Origin of the sequence: Sphingomonas sp. GM_Shp_2 (genome assembly GCF_026540875.1) — a bacterium.
Lineage (GTDB): Bacteria > Pseudomonadota > Alphaproteobacteria > Sphingomonadales > Sphingomonadaceae > Sphingomonas > Sphingomonas carotinifaciens.
Genome location: NZ_JALNUQ010000005.1, coordinates 74,875 through 90,075 on the forward strand (window position 1 = coordinate 74,875; position 15,201 = coordinate 90,075).

Sequence of the window (15,201 nt, forward strand, 5' to 3'; positions counted from 1 at the left end):
CCCCAATTCCTATATCCCCGAGCGGACCCCCGCGGGGTCCGCTCGCACATCATCGTCTCATGTCGGGATCAGTTGTGCGAAGGAGGATAGTAGGATTGCAGGGGGCGCACTTCAAGGCCACCCGAATCGCCCGCGCGAATCGCGCGCGCGGCCTGCACGCTGGCCGGTGCGGTGGTGAAGTACGGGATGCGCTGGCCCAGTGCCGCCTCGCGGATCGGCTTGGAATCCTTCAGCGATTGCCAGCCCTCGGTGGTGTTGAAGATCAGGTCGATGCCGCCGTCCTTGATCCGGTCGACGATATGCGGCCTTCCTTGCGCCACCTTGTTCACCCGCTCGACCGGCAGGCCGGCACGTTCCAGATAGTCCGCGGTGCCACCGGTCGCGACGATCGCGAAGCCCGCCTCGACCAGATCGCGGACCGCGCCGACGATGTGCGGCTTGTCCGTGTCCTTGACGCTGACGAACACCGCGCCACCCTTGGGCAGCACTGTACCCGCACCGAGCTGCGACTTGGCGAAGGCGGTGGTGAAATCGGGATCGATCCCCATCACCTCGCCCGTCGACTTCATTTCCGGCGACAGCACCGGATCGACGCCGGGGAAGCGGGCAAAGGGGAAGACCGCCTCCTTTACCGCATAATAGTCGATATGCCGGTCGATCTTCGGCAGGTCGGCCAGCTTCTCGCCCGCCATCACGCGCGCGGCGATCTTGGCGATGGGCGTACCGATCGCCTTGGCGACGAAGGGCACGGTGCGGCTGGCGCGCGGGTTCACCTCGATCAGGTAGACCTTGTCGTCCTTGACCGCGAACTGGATGTTCATCAGGCCGCGCACGTTCAGGCCGCGGGCCAGTGCCTCGGTCTGCCGCTCGATCTCGGCGATGATCTCGGCCGACAGGCTGTAGGGTGGCAGCGAGCAGGCGCTGTCGCCCGAATGGACGCCCGCCTCCTCGATATGCTGCAACACGCCCGCCACGACGACATCGTCGCCGTCGCACAGCGCATCGACATCGACCTCGATCGCGTCGCGCAGATACTGGTCGATCAACACCGGCGCCTCGCCGGACACCTGCACCGCCGTCTGGATATAATCCTCAAGCTGTGCCGGGCCGTCGACGATCTCCATCGCCCGGCCGCCCAGTACGAAGCTGGGGCGCATCAGCACCGGATAGCCGACGCGGTCGGCGACGATCAGCGCCTCCTCGCGGCTGCGGGCGATGCCGTTGGCCGGTTGCAACAGGCGCAGCCGGTCGACCAGCGCGGCAAACTGCTCGCGGTCCTCGGCCAGATCGATCGCGGCCGGGCTGGTGCCCAGGATCGGGATGCCGGCCGCTTCCAGCCCGCGCGCCAGGTTGAGCGGCGTCTGCCCGCCGAACTGCACGATCACGCCAACCAGCTCGCCGCGGCTCTTCTCGACGTCCAGGATCGCCAGCACGTCCTCGGTGGTCAGCGGCTCGAAATACAGCCGGTCGGACGTGTCATAGTCGGTCGACACCGTTTCCGGATTGCAGTTGACCATGATCGTCTCATAGCCCGCATCCGCCAGCGCGAAGCAGGCGTGGCAGCAGCAATAGTCGAACTCGATCCCCTGCCCGATCCGGTTCGGGCCGCCGCCCAGGATCACCACCTTGCGTCGGTCGGAGGGCTGCGCCTCGTCCTCGGGCTCGCCAAAGGTCGGCGCCTCATAGGTGGAATACATGTACGGCGTCTTGGCATCGAACTCGGCGGCGCAGGTGTCGATCCGCTTGAACACGGGGCGCACGCCCAGCTTCTGGCGATGCTCGCGCACTTCCTCTTCGGTAACGCCGCCGGTCATTGCCTTGACGACCTCGTGGATCAGCCCCGATCCGCGCGCGATGCCGCGCGTCATGCCGCGTAGATTGGCCGATTGCAGCGCCAGCCACGCCAGCCGCTTGTCCGAAAAGCCCATCGCCTTCAGGCGGCGCATGCCGGGTGCGTCGATCGGCAGGCCATGCTCCATCACCTCGGCCTCCGCCGCGACGATCTCGGCGATCCGCTCCAGGAACCACGGATCATATTTGGCGATCGCGTGCACCTCGGCGACGGTGAAGCCTTCGCGCAGCGCCTGCGCCGCGACCAGCAACCGGTCGGGCGTCGCGCGGGCCAGCGCCGCCTCGATCTCGGCGCGCGGCGCGCCGACCAGATGCTCGACATGGTTGAAGCCGGACAGGCCGGTCTCCAGCCCGCGCAGGGCCTTTTGCATCGATTCGTGGATGTTGCGGCCGATCGCCATCACCTCGCCCACCGACTTCATCGCGGTGGACAGGATCGGTTCGGCGCCCTTGAACTTTTCAAAGGCGAAGCGCGGGATCTTGGTGACCACATAGTCGATCGTCGGCTCGAACGACGCGGGGGTCGCCCCCGTGATATCGTTCTCGATCTCGTCCAGCGTATAGCCGACCGCCAGCTTGGCCGCCACCTTGGCGATCGGAAATCCCGTCGCCTTGGACGCCAGCGCCGAAGACCGCGAAACCCGCGGATTCATCTCGATGACGACCAGACGGCCGTCCTTGGGATTGACCGCGAACTGGACGTTCGATCCGCCCGTCTCCACGCCGATCTCGCGCAGCACCGCGATGCTGGCGTTGCGCATGATCTGATATTCCTTGTCGGTCAGCGTCAGCGCGGGCGCGACCGTGATGGAATCGCCGGTATGGACGCCCATCGGATCGATATTCTCGATCGAACAGATGATGATGCAGTTGTCCGCCCGGTCGCGGACCACCTCCATCTCATATTCCTTCCACCCGAGCAGCGACTCCTCGATCAACACCTCGGTCGTCGGCGAAGCATCCAGCCCCGCCCGCGCGATCGCCAGGAATTCCTCCCGGTTATAGGCGACGCCGCCGCCGGTGCCGCCCAGCGTGAAGCTGGGGCGGATGATTGCGGGCAGGCCGACCTTTTCCAGCGCTTCCAGCGCCTCGGCCTCGCTGTGCGCGATGGCGGAGCGGGCGCTTTCCAGCCCGATCTTGGTCATCGCGTCCTTGAACTTCAGCCGGTCCTCGGCCTTGTCGATCGCCTCGGCATCGGCGCCGATCATCGTCACGCCGAACTTTTCCAGCGTGCCGTCATGGAAAAGTGCCAGCGCGGTATTCAGCGCGGTCTGGCCGCCCATCGTCGGCAGAACGGCGTCGGGCCGCTCCTTCTCGATGATCTTGGCGACGATGGCGGGCGTGATCGGCTCGACATAGGTCGCGTCGGCCAGATCCGGATCGGTCATGATCGTCGCCGGGTTCGAATTGACCAGGACGATACGATAGCCCTCTTCCTTCAGCGCCTTGATCGCCTGCGTGCCCGAATAATCGAACTCGCACGCCTGACCGATGACGATCGGCCCCGCGCCGATGACGAGGATGGAGGAGATGTCGGTGCGTTTTGGCATGAGTGCCCCTTCAACGGCGGTGGGCCGCCGATTATTCCGATGATGGTCGACCGTTCAGGCCGGAAAGCTGCGCAACCGGATCAGCCCCGATCGCTCCGCAACGACCCCACGAACCGCTCGAACAGATAGAAGCTGTCCTGCGGCCCCGGACTCGCCTCGGGGTGATACTGCACTGAGAACGCCGGCCGGTCGGTCAGCTCCAGTCCCGCGTTCGACCCGTCGAACAGCGACACATGCGTCTCGCGGGCATTGGCGGGCAGCGTCTCGCGCTCGACCGCAAAACCGTGGTTCATGCTGGTGATCTCGACCGCGCCGTCGGACAGGCGCTTGACCGGATGATTGGCGCCGCGGTGGCCCTGGAACATCTTGGTGGTCTTCGCGCCCACCGCGAGCCCCAGCAACTGGTGGCCCAGACAGATGCCGAACAGCGGCTTGCTCGTTTCCAGCAACCGCCGGATCACGGGCACGGTATAGTCGCCGGTCGCCGCCGGATCGCCCGGGCCATTCGACAGGAAGATGCCGTCCGGCTCAAGCGCCATGATCTCGTCATAGCTGGCGGTCGCCGGCACCACCGACACCTTGGCGCCGGCCTGAACCAGATTGCGGAAGATGTTGTGCTTCGAGCCATAGTCGATCGCGACCACGTGCGGGCGATCCGCGTCTTGGATCCCGCCATAGCCGAAGCCCAGCCGCCACACGCCACCCTCGCGCGTCTCGCCCCAGCCATAATGCAGCTCGGTCGACACGCCCTTGGCAAGGTCCATGCCCTCCAGCCCCGGCCAGCCCTGCGCCATCGCCAGCAGCGCGTCGAGGTCGAACACGCCCGCGGCCGAATGGGCGATCACGCCGGTGGGGGCGCCGCCGCCGCGAATGCGCCGGGTCAGCGCGCGCGTGTCGATGCCGGCCAGGCCGATGCGCGTATGCCGCGCCATCCAGCCGGACAGGTTCTCCATCGCGCGGAAGTTGGACGGCGCAGTCGGATCCTCGCGCACGATCATGCCGAGCGCGTGCGGCGCATCCGCCTCGATATCGTCGGGGTTGGCGCCGACATTGCCGATATGCGGAAAGGTGAAGGTGATGATCTGCCCGGCAAAGGACGGATCAGTCATGATCTCCTGATAGCCGGTCATCGCGGTGTGGAAGCAGACTTCGCCCACCGCCTCTCCTTCGGCGCCGAAGCCGCGGCCCCACAACACCTCACCGGATGCCAGAACGAGGACCCCGGTCGCGCCCTCGGGCTTGTCGGGCATGGCAAAGGGCTTGGCGTCGGCCATGATCGGCGGGCACTCCATGTTGGTTGGTCGGCGATGTCGCTAAGTGCCGCCCGCTAGACCCCATCGGCCCCCACGTCAACCGGTTCACGGGGCGGGCCCGCCCGGCTATCGTCCGCGTTTTGGCGAAAGACGAGACGATGATTCGCGACGACATCAAGGCCGCGCAGGTGGCCGCCATGAAGGCCGGCGACAAGGAAAGCCGCGCGGCGATCAGCCTGATCCAGGCCGCGATCAAGAACCGCGACATCGAAGTCCGCACCGGCGGCGCCCCCGCCGACGACGATACGCTGGTGATCGAGGTGCTGCAGAAGATGGTCAAGCAGCGCCGCGAATCGATCGCCATGTACGAAAGCGGCAACCGCCAGGAACTCGCCGACGCCGAGCGCGCCGAGGTCGCGGTGATCGAACGCTTCCTGCCGCAAACGCTGAGCGAGGACGAGACCCGCGCCGCGATCGAGGCGATCAAGGCGGAGATCGGCGCGACCGGCATGAAGGACATGGGCCGCGTCATGGCCGAGCTGAAGGCGCGCCACGCCGCCGTCCTCGACATGGCGAAGGCCAGCGGGCTGGTAAAGGCGGCACTGGCGTAAGGCCGCGCAAAATCGCGCCGATCGAGGGGGCATCGCCGCTTGCCCCCTCCCACCAAAAGGGGCATGATATAATCAGCGGGCTGCCATGAGCCTGACCCCGCAATTCCTCGACGAGCTCCGCGCCCGGACGACCCTGTCCGCGCTCGTGGGCAAGAGCGTCAAGCTTCACAAGGCGGGGCGGGAGCATAAGGGCTGCTGCCCGTTCCACAATGAAAAGACGCCCAGCTTCTACGTCAACGACGAGAAGGGCTTCTATCACTGCTTCGGCTGCTCCGCGCATGGCGATGCCATTCGCTGGATGACCGACCAGCGCGGCCTGCCCTTTATCGATGCGGTCAAGGAACTGGCGCAGGCGGCCGGGCTGGAGATGCCGGCGCAGGATCGCCGCGCCGCCGAAAAGGCCGAGCGCGCGCGCGGGCTGCACGATGCGATGGGCGACGCTGCGACCTGGTTCACCGAGCAACTGGGCGGCCTGTCCGGATCGGAAGCGCGCGGCGTGCTGGACAAGCGCGGCATCCGCCCCGACACCGCGCGTGCCTTCGGCCTGGGCTTCGCGCCGGACAGCCGTGGGCAGCTGAAGGCCGCGCTCAAGGATTATGGCGCGCCCGCGCTGATCGAATGCGGCCTGCTGATCAGCGTCGAGAACAAGGAGCCTTACGACCGTTTCCGCGGCCGGCTGATGATCCCGATCCGGGACCAGCGCGGCCGGGTGATCGCGTTCGGCGGCCGGATCATCGGCGATGGCGAGCCGAAATATCTCAATTCCCCCGACACGCCGCTCTTCGACAAGGGGCGCACGCTCTACAATCTCGATCGCGCCGCGCCTGCGGTGCGCAAGTCCGGCCGCGTGCTGGTGGTCGAGGGGTATATGGACGTGATCGCGCTGGCGCAGGTCGGCATCCATGAGGCGGTGGCCCCGCTCGGCACCGCGCTGACCGAACACCAGCTGGAAAAGCTGTGGCGCATGGTCGAGGTGCCGGTGCTGTGCTTCGATGGCGACGCCGCGGGTCAGAAGGCCGCGATCCGCGCCGCGCACCGCGCGCTGCCCCTACTCCAGCCGGGGCGCAGCCTGTCCTTCGTCACTCTGCCGCAGGGGCAGGACCCCGACGATCTGGTCCGTGCCAGGGGTGCGGGCGCGATGGAGGAACTGCTGGCGAGCGCCCAGCCGCTGGTCGACCGGCTGTGGCAGAGCGAGATGGCCGCCGAACCGCTCGACACGCCCGAACAGCGCGCCGGGTTGAAGCAGCGCCTGTCCGAACTGGCCGGCATGATCGCCGACCAGGGTGTGAAGTTCGAATATCTCTCCGAATTCCGCCGCCGTGCCGACGAGCATTTCCGCCCGGCCAAGAAACCGTTCGTGCCGTTCCAGAAGCGCACCGGCCCGTGGAAGCCCCCGCCCCTGCCCGTGACCGAGGATGCCAAGGCGTTTCGGGCAGCGGGGATCGACCGGGTACTGGCCAAGGCGGTGCTGGCCGGGTTGATCCGCCATCCGGCGGAGATCGCCCGGCACATGGAGGTGCTGGGATCGCTGCGGCTGGTCGACGGTGCGCTGGGCCGATTGTTCGAAGCGGTGGTCGATGTCGCGCTGGAGGATCAGCGCGGACAGGACCCGCTTGATAGCGGGCGGCTCGTCACCATATTGGCGCGGTCCGGTTTCGAGACAGTCGCAAGCGAACTGCTGAGGGCCGATACGATGCCATATTCGTTTACGCAGCGATCCGCCGACCACGACCGTGCCCGTGCCGACCTGGACGAAGCCATTGCGATCCTGATCGCACGGCCCGAGGTCGACACGATGCTGGCGGAGGCGACGCAGGCGATGCAGTCCGAATTCACCGCGGACGCATTCGAACGGCAGGTGGCATTGGTGAGGGAAAAACAGGCGTTGGAGGATCGGCTTGCAAATCTGGTGCAGTCGAACGAAGACGCCCGTGCGATGGGATCCGAGGGCAATTGATGGCGAAGGCGAATATGGCGGCGGACACGACCGACACCACGGAAACGGGCGATGCGCCGCTGATCGACCTGAACGATGCGTCGGTCAAGAAGCTGATCGCGCGCGCGAAGAAGCGCGGTTACATCACCTATGACCAGTTGAACGAGGCGCTGCCGCAGGACCAGATGTCCTCCGACCAGCTTGAGGACATCATGTCCGCCTTGAACGAGATGGGCGTCAACATCGTCGAGAACGAGGAAGCCGGCGAAGACGGCGAGGCCGAGGAGGATTCCGCCGACGAGGCGGAGGCCGTCGACGGCGAGTCCGATGGTGCCGCGCCCGCGCTCGAAACCAAGAAGAAGGAAACCGTCGATCGTACCGACGATCCGGTCCGCATGTACCTGCGCGAGATGGGAGCCGTCGAGCTGCTGTCGCGCGAGGGCGAGATCGCGATCGCCAAGCGGATCGAGGCGGGCCGGGACACGATGATCCTGGGCCTGTGCGAATCGCCGATCACCTTCAACGCGATCATCGACTGGTCGACCGCGCTCAACGAAGGCACGATGCAGCTTCGCGAGATCCTCGATCTCGACGCGATGCTGTCCAAGGATGCCGGCCCCGGCGACCTGTCCGACGACGAGGACGACGACTCGGGCGAGATCAGCGCCAAGAACGCCGGCCCGCAGTTCAAGGAAGAGGAAGAGCCCGAAGAGGTCTCCTCCGACGATGACGACGACATGACCGAACGGCGCGCGCCGCGCCCCTCGGACGACGAGGAGGAGGACAACACCCTCAGCCTCGCGCAGATGGAGGAAACGCTCAAGCCGCAGGCGCTGGAGAAGTTCGCCAACATCACCGCGCTCTACAAAAAATTTTCCAAGGTCCAGCAGAGCCGCCTCGACGCCATGGCAGGCGGCGACGACCTGTCCGCGGCCGACGAGAAGAAGTATCACAAGCTGCGCGAGGAGCTGACCGCCGAGGTCGAGAGCGTGCAGTTCCACAACCAGAAGATCGAATATCTGGTTGACCAGCTTTATGCCTATAACCGCCGCCTGACCGCGCTGGCCGGGCAGATGCTGCGCCTGGCCGAGCGTCACAAGGTCAACCGCAAGGACTTCCTGGATCGCTATCTCGGCCATGAGCTCGACGAGAGTTGGCTGGATGCGGTGCGCGGGCTGGACAAGAAGTGGGGCAATTTCGCTGCCAACGAGGCCGCGACGGTGGACCGCATCCGCTCGGAAATGGGCGAGATCGCGCAGCAGACCGGCATGGCTCTCACCGAGTTCCGCCGCATCGTCAACATGGTGCAGAAGGCGGAACGCGAGGCGCGTATCGCCAAGAAGGAAATGGTCGAGGCGAACCTGCGCCTCGTCATCTCCATTGCCAAGAAGTACACGAACCGTGGCCTTCAGTTCCTGGACCTGATCCAGGAGGGCAATATCGGCCTGATGAAGGCGGTGGATAAGTTCGAATATCGCCGCGGCTACAAGTTCTCCACCTATGCGACGTGGTGGATCCGGCAGGCGATCACCCGCTCGATCGCGGACCAGGCGCGGACCATCCGCATCCCGGTCCACATGATCGAGACGATCAACAAGCTGGTCCGCACCAGCCGCCAGTTCCTCCATGAGCAGGGTCGCGAGCCCACGCCCGAGGAAATGGCGGAGCGCCTCTCCATGCCCTTGGAGAAGGTGCGCAAGGTGATGAAGATCGCCAAGGAGCCGATCAGCCTCGAAACGCCGATCGGCGACGAGGAAGACAGCCACCTGGGCGACTTCATCGAGGACAAGAACGCGGTGATCCCGGTGGACGCCGCGATCCAGGCGAACCTGAAGGAAACGGTCACCCGCGTCCTGGCCTCGCTCACCCCGCGTGAAGAGCGCGTGCTGCGCATGCGCTTCGGCATCGGCATGAACACCGATCACACGCTGGAAGAGGTCGGCCAGCAATTCTCGGTGACCCGCGAGCGCATCCGCCAGATCGAGGCCAAGGCGCTCAGGAAGCTGAAGCACCCCAGCCGCAGCCGCAAGATGCGGTCGTTCCTGGACCAGTAAGCTGCACTACTCCCTCTCCCCTCCGGGGAGAGGGCCGGGGTGAGGGGCCGCCAAGCCGTGCCATGCTGCTGGGTACCCCCTCACCCTTCCATCGCTGCGCGACGGGCCCCGCCATTTCCCCGGAGGGGAGAGGGGTTTTTCTCCCGCCCCCACCCCGCTACGGCGCTCCTCATGAAGCGCATCCTCCTCGCACTCCCCCTGCTGCTGGCATCCGCCGCCACGCCCACCAACGCCCCGAAGCCCGGCTTCGTCCGCGTCCAGATCAACACCACCGAGGGGCCCATCGTCGTCGCCCTCGACATGCGCCGCGCCCCCGCGACCAGCGCCAATTTCCTCGCCTATGTCGATGACGGCCGCTTCGACGGCACCACCTTCTACCGCGCCGCACGCGGCAAGGCCGATCCGAAAAAGGGCTTCGTCCAGGGCGGCATCCGCACCGATGCCCGCCGCATCCTGCCCCCCTTCCCACTGGAGACGACCGCCAAGACCGGCATCCGCCACACCGATGGCGTGATCTCCATGGCGCGTGGGCAGACCCCGGCTTCGGCCGGCGGCAATTTCTTCATCACCGTCGGGCCGGCGCCCGCGATGGACGCCCGCCCCGGCTATGCGGGCTATGCCGCGTTCGGCCATGTGGTGGCGGGCATGGAGACGGTGAAGCGCATCCTCGCTAAGCCGTCCGGCGGCGGCATGGATGCCTTCAAGGGGCAGATGATCCTGAAGCCCGTCGGCCTCGTCTCCGCCAAACGGCTCGACGGGCGGCCGAAACCGACCGGCCAGCCCAAGCCCTGGCTCATCAACATCGGCGGTTGATGATAATGTGCTGAGTTCACCCCAACACCCGTCCGTACTGAGCGCAGTCGAAGCAGGGCCACCCGCGCTTCGCCTTCGACTATGCTCGATCCGCCTGGACGGGGGTAAACCAGTCTCAGCATAGTCTGCCCTGAACGCGCCCACGAAAAAGGGCGCGGAAGCCGAAACTTCCACGCCCCTTGACGTTCAGGCCAAGGCCTGCGCCGGGATTACTCCGCGGCGGCAGTGCCCTTGGCAGGACGCGTGTCGCGACGCTCGGCGATACGCGCCGACTTGCCGGTGCGGCCACGCAGATAATAGAGCTTGGCACGACGAACCGCGCCCTTGCGGACGACGTCGATCGAATCGATGTTCGGCGAGTAGAGCGGGAAGACGCGCTCGACGCCCTCGCCGAAGCTGATCTTGCGCACGGTGAACGACGAGCCCATGCCCTTGTTCGAACGCGCGATGCACACGCCTTCGTAGTTCTGGACGCGGGTGCGCTCGCCCTCGACCACCTTCACGCCGACCTTCAGCGTATCGCCGGGGCGGAATTCGGGGATCTTCTTCGTCTCGTTGAACTTGGCGATCTGCTCGGCTTCGAGCTGCTGGATCAGGTTCATAAACAAACGTCCTCAATCATCGCCGCGCGCCAGAGGGCGACCGACCCGAGCGCCCTCATGACGCTCCCAAAGGTCCGGCCGCCGTGACCGTGTATCGTCGCACGCCCTGGTATGGCGCCAGGCGGCGATCTTCGCATGATCCCCCGATCGCAGCACTTCGGGGATCGTGCGCCCTTCCCACATGGCGGGCCGGGTGTACTGCGGATATTCGAGGAGGCCGCTTTCGAAGCTTTCCTCGTCTCCGCTCGAAGCCGCGCCCATTACCCCTGGAAGCAGCCGAACGCAAGCGTCGAGCAGCACCAGCGCGCCCATCTCGCCGCCCGACAGGACATAGTCGCCGATCGACACCTGCTCGATGTCGCGCGCCTCGAACAGACGCTCGTCGAACCCCTCGAACCGCCCGCACAGGATCGTGACCCCCGGCCCCGCCGCCAGACTGCGCACGCGCTCCTGGTTCAACGGCCGCCCCCGCGGCGTCATCGCCAACACCGGCCGCGCGTCCGCCACCGCATCCACCGCCGCGGCCATCACATCGGCCCTCAGCACCATCCCCGCCCCGCCCCCCGCCGGCGTATCATCCACCGACCGATGCCTGTCCGTCGCAAAATCCCGGAGTTGCACGGCATCGCATGCCCAACGCTCTTCGCGCAGCGCACGCCCGGCCAGGCTATGCCCGAGTGGTCCGGGAAACATCTCGGGATATAGTGTCAGGATGGTGGCGCGAAAAATCGGGGTCACGGCGTTCGTTTCAGGCAGGAAAGGTCGACAGGCAGATCATGCGTGCCATACATGGACGCCGTATAACAAGGAACGATGATCCCGCTCCGGCGCTTTGGCCCGCCATGGACGATTGCATCATCATCGGCGCCGGACCGGCCGGCCTGACCGCGGCGATCTATCTGGCACGGTTCCATTTATCGATCCGCCTGTTCGACAGCGGGTCGAGCCGTGCGGCGATGATTCCGTGCACGCACAACCATGCCGGCTATCCCGACGGGATCAGCGGCAAGGACCTGTTGGCCGCTATGCTGGCACAGGCGGAGCGTTACGGCGCCCGGCGGGAAGCGGCGCGGGTAACGGCCATCGAACGGGACGGCGCGGGGTTCTGCGTGGTAACCGATCAGGGGGCCTATGGGGCGCGTACCGTTCTTCTGGCGACGGGGGTGGTGAACCATCGTCCGAAGAGCCTGCTGCCCGAGGTGCACGATCCGGCGCTGGAGCGTGGCTTGCTGCGCTATTGCCCGGTGTGCGACGGGTATGAGGTGACGGACATGCGTGTCGCGGTGATCGGGACTAGCGATCATGGCATGCGCGAGGCGCTGTTCCTGCGAGGGTTCACCCGGGACGTTACGCTGATCGCGCCGGAGGCGGAGCATATGCTGGACGAGGCGTGTGCGCGGGCACTGGACGAGGCAGGGGTCGTTCGGGTGGACGGGCCATGCGGCGGCTGGGCGATCGAGGGGGAGCAGCTGGCGCTGGATACCGCGGCCGGGCGGATGCGCTTCGACAGCATCTACCCCGCGCTCGGCAGCCGCATCCGGTCGCATCTGGCCGTCGCAGCCGGCGCGCGCGCCACCGACGAAGGCTGCCTGGAGGTGGACGATCATCAGCGCACCACCATCCCCGGCCTGTTCGCGGCGGGCGATGTGGTCAAGGGGCTGGATCAGATCAGCCACGCCATGGGCGAGGCCGGGGTCGCGGCAACGACGATCCGCAACCTGTTGAGCGAGCAGCGCCCGATCAGGCGATAAAGGCGCGCGTGACGATCAGGCGGTTCGCGTCCCATTCGGGCACCGCCTCGACCTTCATCGGCACCATGAAACGGCGGCCATCGGGCCATTCGATCTCGATCACGTCGCCCGCGCCGAAATCCTCGATCGCGACAACATGACCCACCGCCTCGCCATCGTCGGCGACGACCGGCAGGCCGAGCAGATCGGTGTGGTAATATTCACCCTCCTCCAGCGGAGGCAGGGCGTCACGCGGCACCGTCAGTTCGGTACCGCGCAAGGCCTCTGCGGCATTGCGATCGCTCACCTGCGCGAAGCGGGCGATCGCGCCGTTCGAACCATGCCGCAACGACTTCAGCGTCAGCGTGCCATCGTTGAAGGTGGTGAAAGCAGACATGTCGTCCGCAAACACCTTCAGCCGGACCTCGCCACCGATGCCATGGGCACCGATGACGACGGCCAGCACGACGGCACCGTCAGGCCTGGGGCGAGCCGGTGTCGCCGTCGGGGGCGTCGTCGCCGCCTTCGGCTGGGTCCGTCGTGGAGACGCCTTGGTTGGTGGCATCTTCGTCGTCATCGCGGTCGGTCCGGGGATCAGGGTCGATCATGGTCATGCGCTTTTCCTCTCACACGAAGGGAAGAGGCAAACGCATGACCATGGCAAACCGATGCTTATGCTTCGGCGGTGGCTTCTTCAGCAGCCTTGGCCTTCTCGGCACGCTCCTCGGCGCGCTCCTTGGCCTTCTCGCCCGGCTCACCCTTCTTCGGGTTGCTGCGCGCGGCGCGCTCCTTCACGCCGGCCACGTCCAGGAAGCGGGCGACGCGGTCGGTCGGCTGCGCGCCATTGGCCAGCCAGTGCTTCGCACGCTCGGCGTCGAGCACGATACGCTTCTCGTCGTCCTTGGCGAGCAGCGGGTTGTAGTTGCCGATCTTCTCGATGAACTTGCCGTCGCGGGGGCTACGCGCATCGGCCACGACGATGCGGTAATAAGGGCGCTTCTTGGAGCCGCCGCGCGACAGGCGAATGGAAAGTGCCATGATGTTCGTCCTTCGTTTCTAACTGGATGATGATGGTGATCCGGCCGAGGCCGGGGTTACTTCTTCTTCAAGAGGTTCTCGAAACCGGCGGGGAGCTTGGGCATGCCATCCGGGCCGCTGCCCATGCCGCCCGGGCCACCCAGACCCGGCAGGCCACCGCCCGCCTTGGTCATCATGTCGCCCATCTGCGGGCCGCCCAGCGCATTGCCGAGCCCGCCAAGGCCGCCCTTGCCGAGCATCGACATCATGCCCTTCAGGCCGCCCATCTTCTTGATCTTCTTCATGGCGGTGGACATTTCCTGGTGCATCTTCAGGAGCTTGTTCACCTCCTGCACCGTGGTGCCCGACCCCTTGGCGATGCGGATCTTGCGCTTGGCGTTGATCACCTCGGGCTTGGCGCGCTCCTTCACCGTCATCGAGGTGATGATCGCGTCCATGCGCACCAGGATCTTGTCGCCACCGGCATCGTTCAGCGCGCTCTGCGCCTTCTTCATGCCCGGCATCATGCCGGCCAGCGCCCCCAGCCCGCCCATGCGGCGCATCTGGGCCAGCTGGCCGCGCAGGTCGTCCATGTCGAACTGACCCTTGGCCATCTTCTTGGCCATGCGCTCGGCATCTTCGGCCTGGATCGATTCGGCCGCCCGCTCGACCAGGCTGACCACGTCGCCCATGCCCAGGATGCGACCGGCGACACGCTCGGGATGGAAGCCCTCCAGCGCGTCCAGCTTTTCGCCGGTGCCCGCGAACTTGATCGGCTTGCCGGTGACCGAGCGCATCGACAGCGCCGCGCCGCCGCGCGCATCGCCGTCCATCCGGGTCAGCACGATGCCGGTCAGCGGCACCTGTTCGGAGAAGCTGGTCGCGACGTTCACCGCGTCCTGACCGGTCAGCGAGTCGACCACCAGCAGGATTTCCTGCGGACGGGCGATCTCGGCGACCGACTTCATCTCGTCCATCAGCGCCTGATCGACGTGCAGGCGGCCCGCGGTGTCGAGCATCAGCACGTCGAAGCCCTGCAGCTTGGCCGCCTGGATCGCGCGCCGCGCGATGTCGACGGGCTGCTGGCCCTGGATGATCGGCAGCGTCGCCACCTCGACCTGGGTGCCCAGCGTCGCCAGCTGCTCCTGCGCGGCCGGGCGATTGACGTCGAGCGACGCCATCAGCACCTTTTTGCGCTCGCGACCCGACAGGCGCTTGGCGATCTTGGCGGTGGTGGTCGTCTTGCCCGAGCCCTGCAGGCCGACCATCATCACGATGGCGGGCGGCGTGACGTCCAGCGCCAGCGAGGATTCGTCCGCGCCCAGCATCGCGACCAGCGCGTCATGGACGATCTTGACGACCTGCTGGCCCGGCGTGACCGAGCGCAGCACGTTCTGGCCGATCGCCTGTTCGGTGACCTTGTCGACGAATTCGCGCGCGACGGGCAGCGCGACATCGGCTTCCAGCAAGGCCACGCGCACTTCGCGCATCGCGGTGCGGACATCCGCCTCCGTCAGCGCGCCACGGCCACGCAGACGGTCGAAAACGCCGCCAAGCCGGTCGCTCAAGCTCTCGAACATCGCCTACTCCAATCCAAATATCACCAAACGCAAAAGCGCCGGCGGGCGAAACCTCGCCGGCCAGCGTGCACCCTTGGGCGCGCAAATTCGCATTCCGTGACGGAACGTGGCCGGCCATCTACGCCAAAACACGGGTCGGCGCAAGCGAGGCGGGGGACACCAGCCGGTTAACCTCTTCTACATCGCTGACGTGCAAGGAAAACC

General features: G+C 66.4%; 13 protein-coding genes. 5 read left to right on the forward strand and 8 right to left on the reverse strand.

Features of this window, described 5'->3' with window-relative positions:
* Positions 1 to 68: 68 nt before the first annotated feature.
* On the reverse strand, positions 69 to 3,401 hold the full coding sequence (gene carB / locus OXR08_RS03000; protein ID WP_267347535.1) for a carbamoyl-phosphate synthase large subunit: 3,333 nt from the start codon (positions 3,399 to 3,401) through the stop codon (positions 69 to 71).
* An 80-nt stretch (positions 3,402 to 3,481) separates the two neighbouring features.
* Positions 3,482 to 4,675 (reverse strand): glutamine-hydrolyzing carbamoyl-phosphate synthase small subunit, encoded by a 1,194-nt coding sequence (carA, locus tag OXR08_RS03005; RefSeq protein WP_267347537.1) that lies wholly within the window; start codon positions 4,673 to 4,675, stop codon positions 3,482 to 3,484.
* A 137-nt stretch (positions 4,676 to 4,812) separates the two neighbouring features.
* Between carA and OXR08_RS03010 the strand changes: the two genes are divergently transcribed.
* The 4 genes from OXR08_RS03010 (at position 4,813) to OXR08_RS03025 (ending at position 10,068) form a co-directional block, all read left to right on the forward strand.
* Positions 4,813 to 5,265: a GatB/YqeY domain-containing protein gene (locus OXR08_RS03010; RefSeq protein ID WP_149681692.1), complete on the forward strand. Its 453-nt coding sequence runs from the start codon at positions 4,813 to 4,815 to the stop codon at positions 5,263 to 5,265.
* Positions 5,266 to 5,350: 85 nt separating this feature from the next.
* Positions 5,351 to 7,222 carry a DNA primase gene (gene dnaG / locus OXR08_RS03015; RefSeq protein ID WP_267347540.1) on the forward strand — a complete coding sequence of 624 codons (1,872 nt, stop codon included), beginning with the start codon at positions 5,351 to 5,353 and terminating at the stop codon, positions 7,220 to 7,222.
* Complete coding sequence (gene rpoD / locus OXR08_RS03020) at positions 7,222 to 9,255, forward strand: RNA polymerase sigma factor RpoD (protein WP_112382514.1); 2,034 nt, start codon at positions 7,222 to 7,224, stop codon at positions 9,253 to 9,255. The genes dnaG and rpoD overlap by 1 nt, the downstream gene beginning before the upstream one ends.
* A gap of 171 nt (positions 9,256 to 9,426) precedes the next feature.
* Positions 9,427 to 10,068: a peptidylprolyl isomerase gene (locus tag OXR08_RS03025; protein ID WP_112382515.1), complete on the forward strand. Its 642-nt coding sequence runs from the start codon at positions 9,427 to 9,429 to the stop codon at positions 10,066 to 10,068.
* 209 nt (positions 10,069 to 10,277) lie between these two features.
* Here the strand turns inward: OXR08_RS03025 and rplS are convergent, their stop codons facing one another.
* Positions 10,278 to 10,670: a 50S ribosomal protein L19 gene (rplS, locus tag OXR08_RS03030; RefSeq protein ID WP_112382516.1), complete on the reverse strand. Its 393-nt coding sequence runs from the start codon at positions 10,668 to 10,670 to the stop codon at positions 10,278 to 10,280.
* Between the two features lie 12 nt (positions 10,671 to 10,682).
* Positions 10,683 to 11,363, reverse strand: coding sequence for a tRNA (guanosine(37)-N1)-methyltransferase TrmD (gene trmD, locus OXR08_RS03035; protein WP_267347620.1), 681 nt, complete (start codon positions 11,361 to 11,363; stop codon positions 10,683 to 10,685).
* Between the two features lie 149 nt (positions 11,364 to 11,512).
* Between trmD and OXR08_RS03040 the strand changes: the two genes are divergently transcribed.
* Positions 11,513 to 12,421, forward strand: a complete 909-nt coding sequence (locus OXR08_RS03040) for an NAD(P)/FAD-dependent oxidoreductase (RefSeq protein ID WP_267347543.1) — start codon at positions 11,513 to 11,515, stop codon at positions 12,419 to 12,421.
* On the opposite strand, the gene rimM is transcribed toward OXR08_RS03040, so the two are convergent.
* From rimM to ffh, 4 genes are read right to left on the reverse strand one after another with little or no spacing between them, the layout of a single operon-like run.
* On the reverse strand, positions 12,411 to 12,866 hold the full coding sequence (rimM, locus tag OXR08_RS03045; RefSeq protein ID WP_267347545.1) for a ribosome maturation factor RimM: 456 nt from the start codon (positions 12,864 to 12,866) through the stop codon (positions 12,411 to 12,413). The genes OXR08_RS03040 and rimM overlap by 11 nt on opposite strands.
* 10 nt (positions 12,867 to 12,876) lie before the next feature.
* Positions 12,877 to 13,014: a hypothetical protein gene (locus OXR08_RS03050; RefSeq protein ID WP_235903914.1), complete on the reverse strand. Its 138-nt coding sequence runs from the start codon at positions 13,012 to 13,014 to the stop codon at positions 12,877 to 12,879.
* Between the two features lie 58 nt (positions 13,015 to 13,072).
* The gene (rpsP, locus tag OXR08_RS03055; RefSeq protein WP_112382519.1) at positions 13,073 to 13,438 is read right to left on the reverse strand and encodes a 30S ribosomal protein S16; all 366 of its coding nucleotides are present in this window, start codon (positions 13,436 to 13,438) and stop codon (positions 13,073 to 13,075) included.
* A 56-nt stretch (positions 13,439 to 13,494) separates the two neighbouring features.
* Positions 13,495 to 14,997 carry a signal recognition particle protein gene (gene ffh / locus OXR08_RS03060; protein WP_267347549.1) on the reverse strand — a complete coding sequence of 501 codons (1,503 nt, stop codon included), beginning with the start codon at positions 14,995 to 14,997 and terminating at the stop codon, positions 13,495 to 13,497.
* Positions 14,998 to 15,201 lie beyond the last annotated feature (204 nt).

Bases quoted from the DNA above. Each gene is read 5' to 3' on its own strand.
- carB (WP_267347535.1), bottom strand. From the start codon at position 3,401: ATGCCAAAACGCACCGACATCTCCTCCATCCTCGTCATCGGCGCGGGG.
- carA (WP_267347537.1), bottom strand. From the start codon at position 4,675: ATGGCCGACGCCAAGCCCTTTGCCATGCCCGACAAGCCCGAGGGCGCG.
- OXR08_RS03010 (WP_149681692.1), top strand. From the start codon at position 4,813: ATGATTCGCGACGACATCAAGGCCGCGCAGGTGGCCGCCATGAAGGCC.
- dnaG (WP_267347540.1), top strand. From the start codon at position 5,351: ATGAGCCTGACCCCGCAATTCCTCGACGAGCTCCGCGCCCGGACGACC.
- rpoD (WP_112382514.1), top strand. From the start codon at position 7,222: ATGGCGAAGGCGAATATGGCGGCGGACACGACCGACACCACGGAAACG.
- OXR08_RS03025 (WP_112382515.1), top strand. From the start codon at position 9,427: ATGAAGCGCATCCTCCTCGCACTCCCCCTGCTGCTGGCATCCGCCGCC.
- rplS (WP_112382516.1), bottom strand. From the start codon at position 10,670: ATGAACCTGATCCAGCAGCTCGAAGCCGAGCAGATCGCCAAGTTCAAC.
- trmD (WP_267347620.1), bottom strand. From the start codon at position 11,363: ATGTTTCCCGGACCACTCGGGCATAGCCTGGCCGGGCGTGCGCTGCGC.
- OXR08_RS03040 (WP_267347543.1), top strand. From the start codon at position 11,513: ATGGACGATTGCATCATCATCGGCGCCGGACCGGCCGGCCTGACCGCG.
- OXR08_RS03050 (WP_235903914.1), bottom strand. From the start codon at position 13,014: ATGACCATGATCGACCCTGATCCCCGGACCGACCGCGATGACGACGAA.
- rpsP (WP_112382519.1), bottom strand. From the start codon at position 13,438: ATGGCACTTTCCATTCGCCTGTCGCGCGGCGGCTCCAAGAAGCGCCCT.
- ffh (WP_267347549.1), bottom strand. From the start codon at position 14,997: ATGTTCGAGAGCTTGAGCGACCGGCTTGGCGGCGTTTTCGACCGTCTG.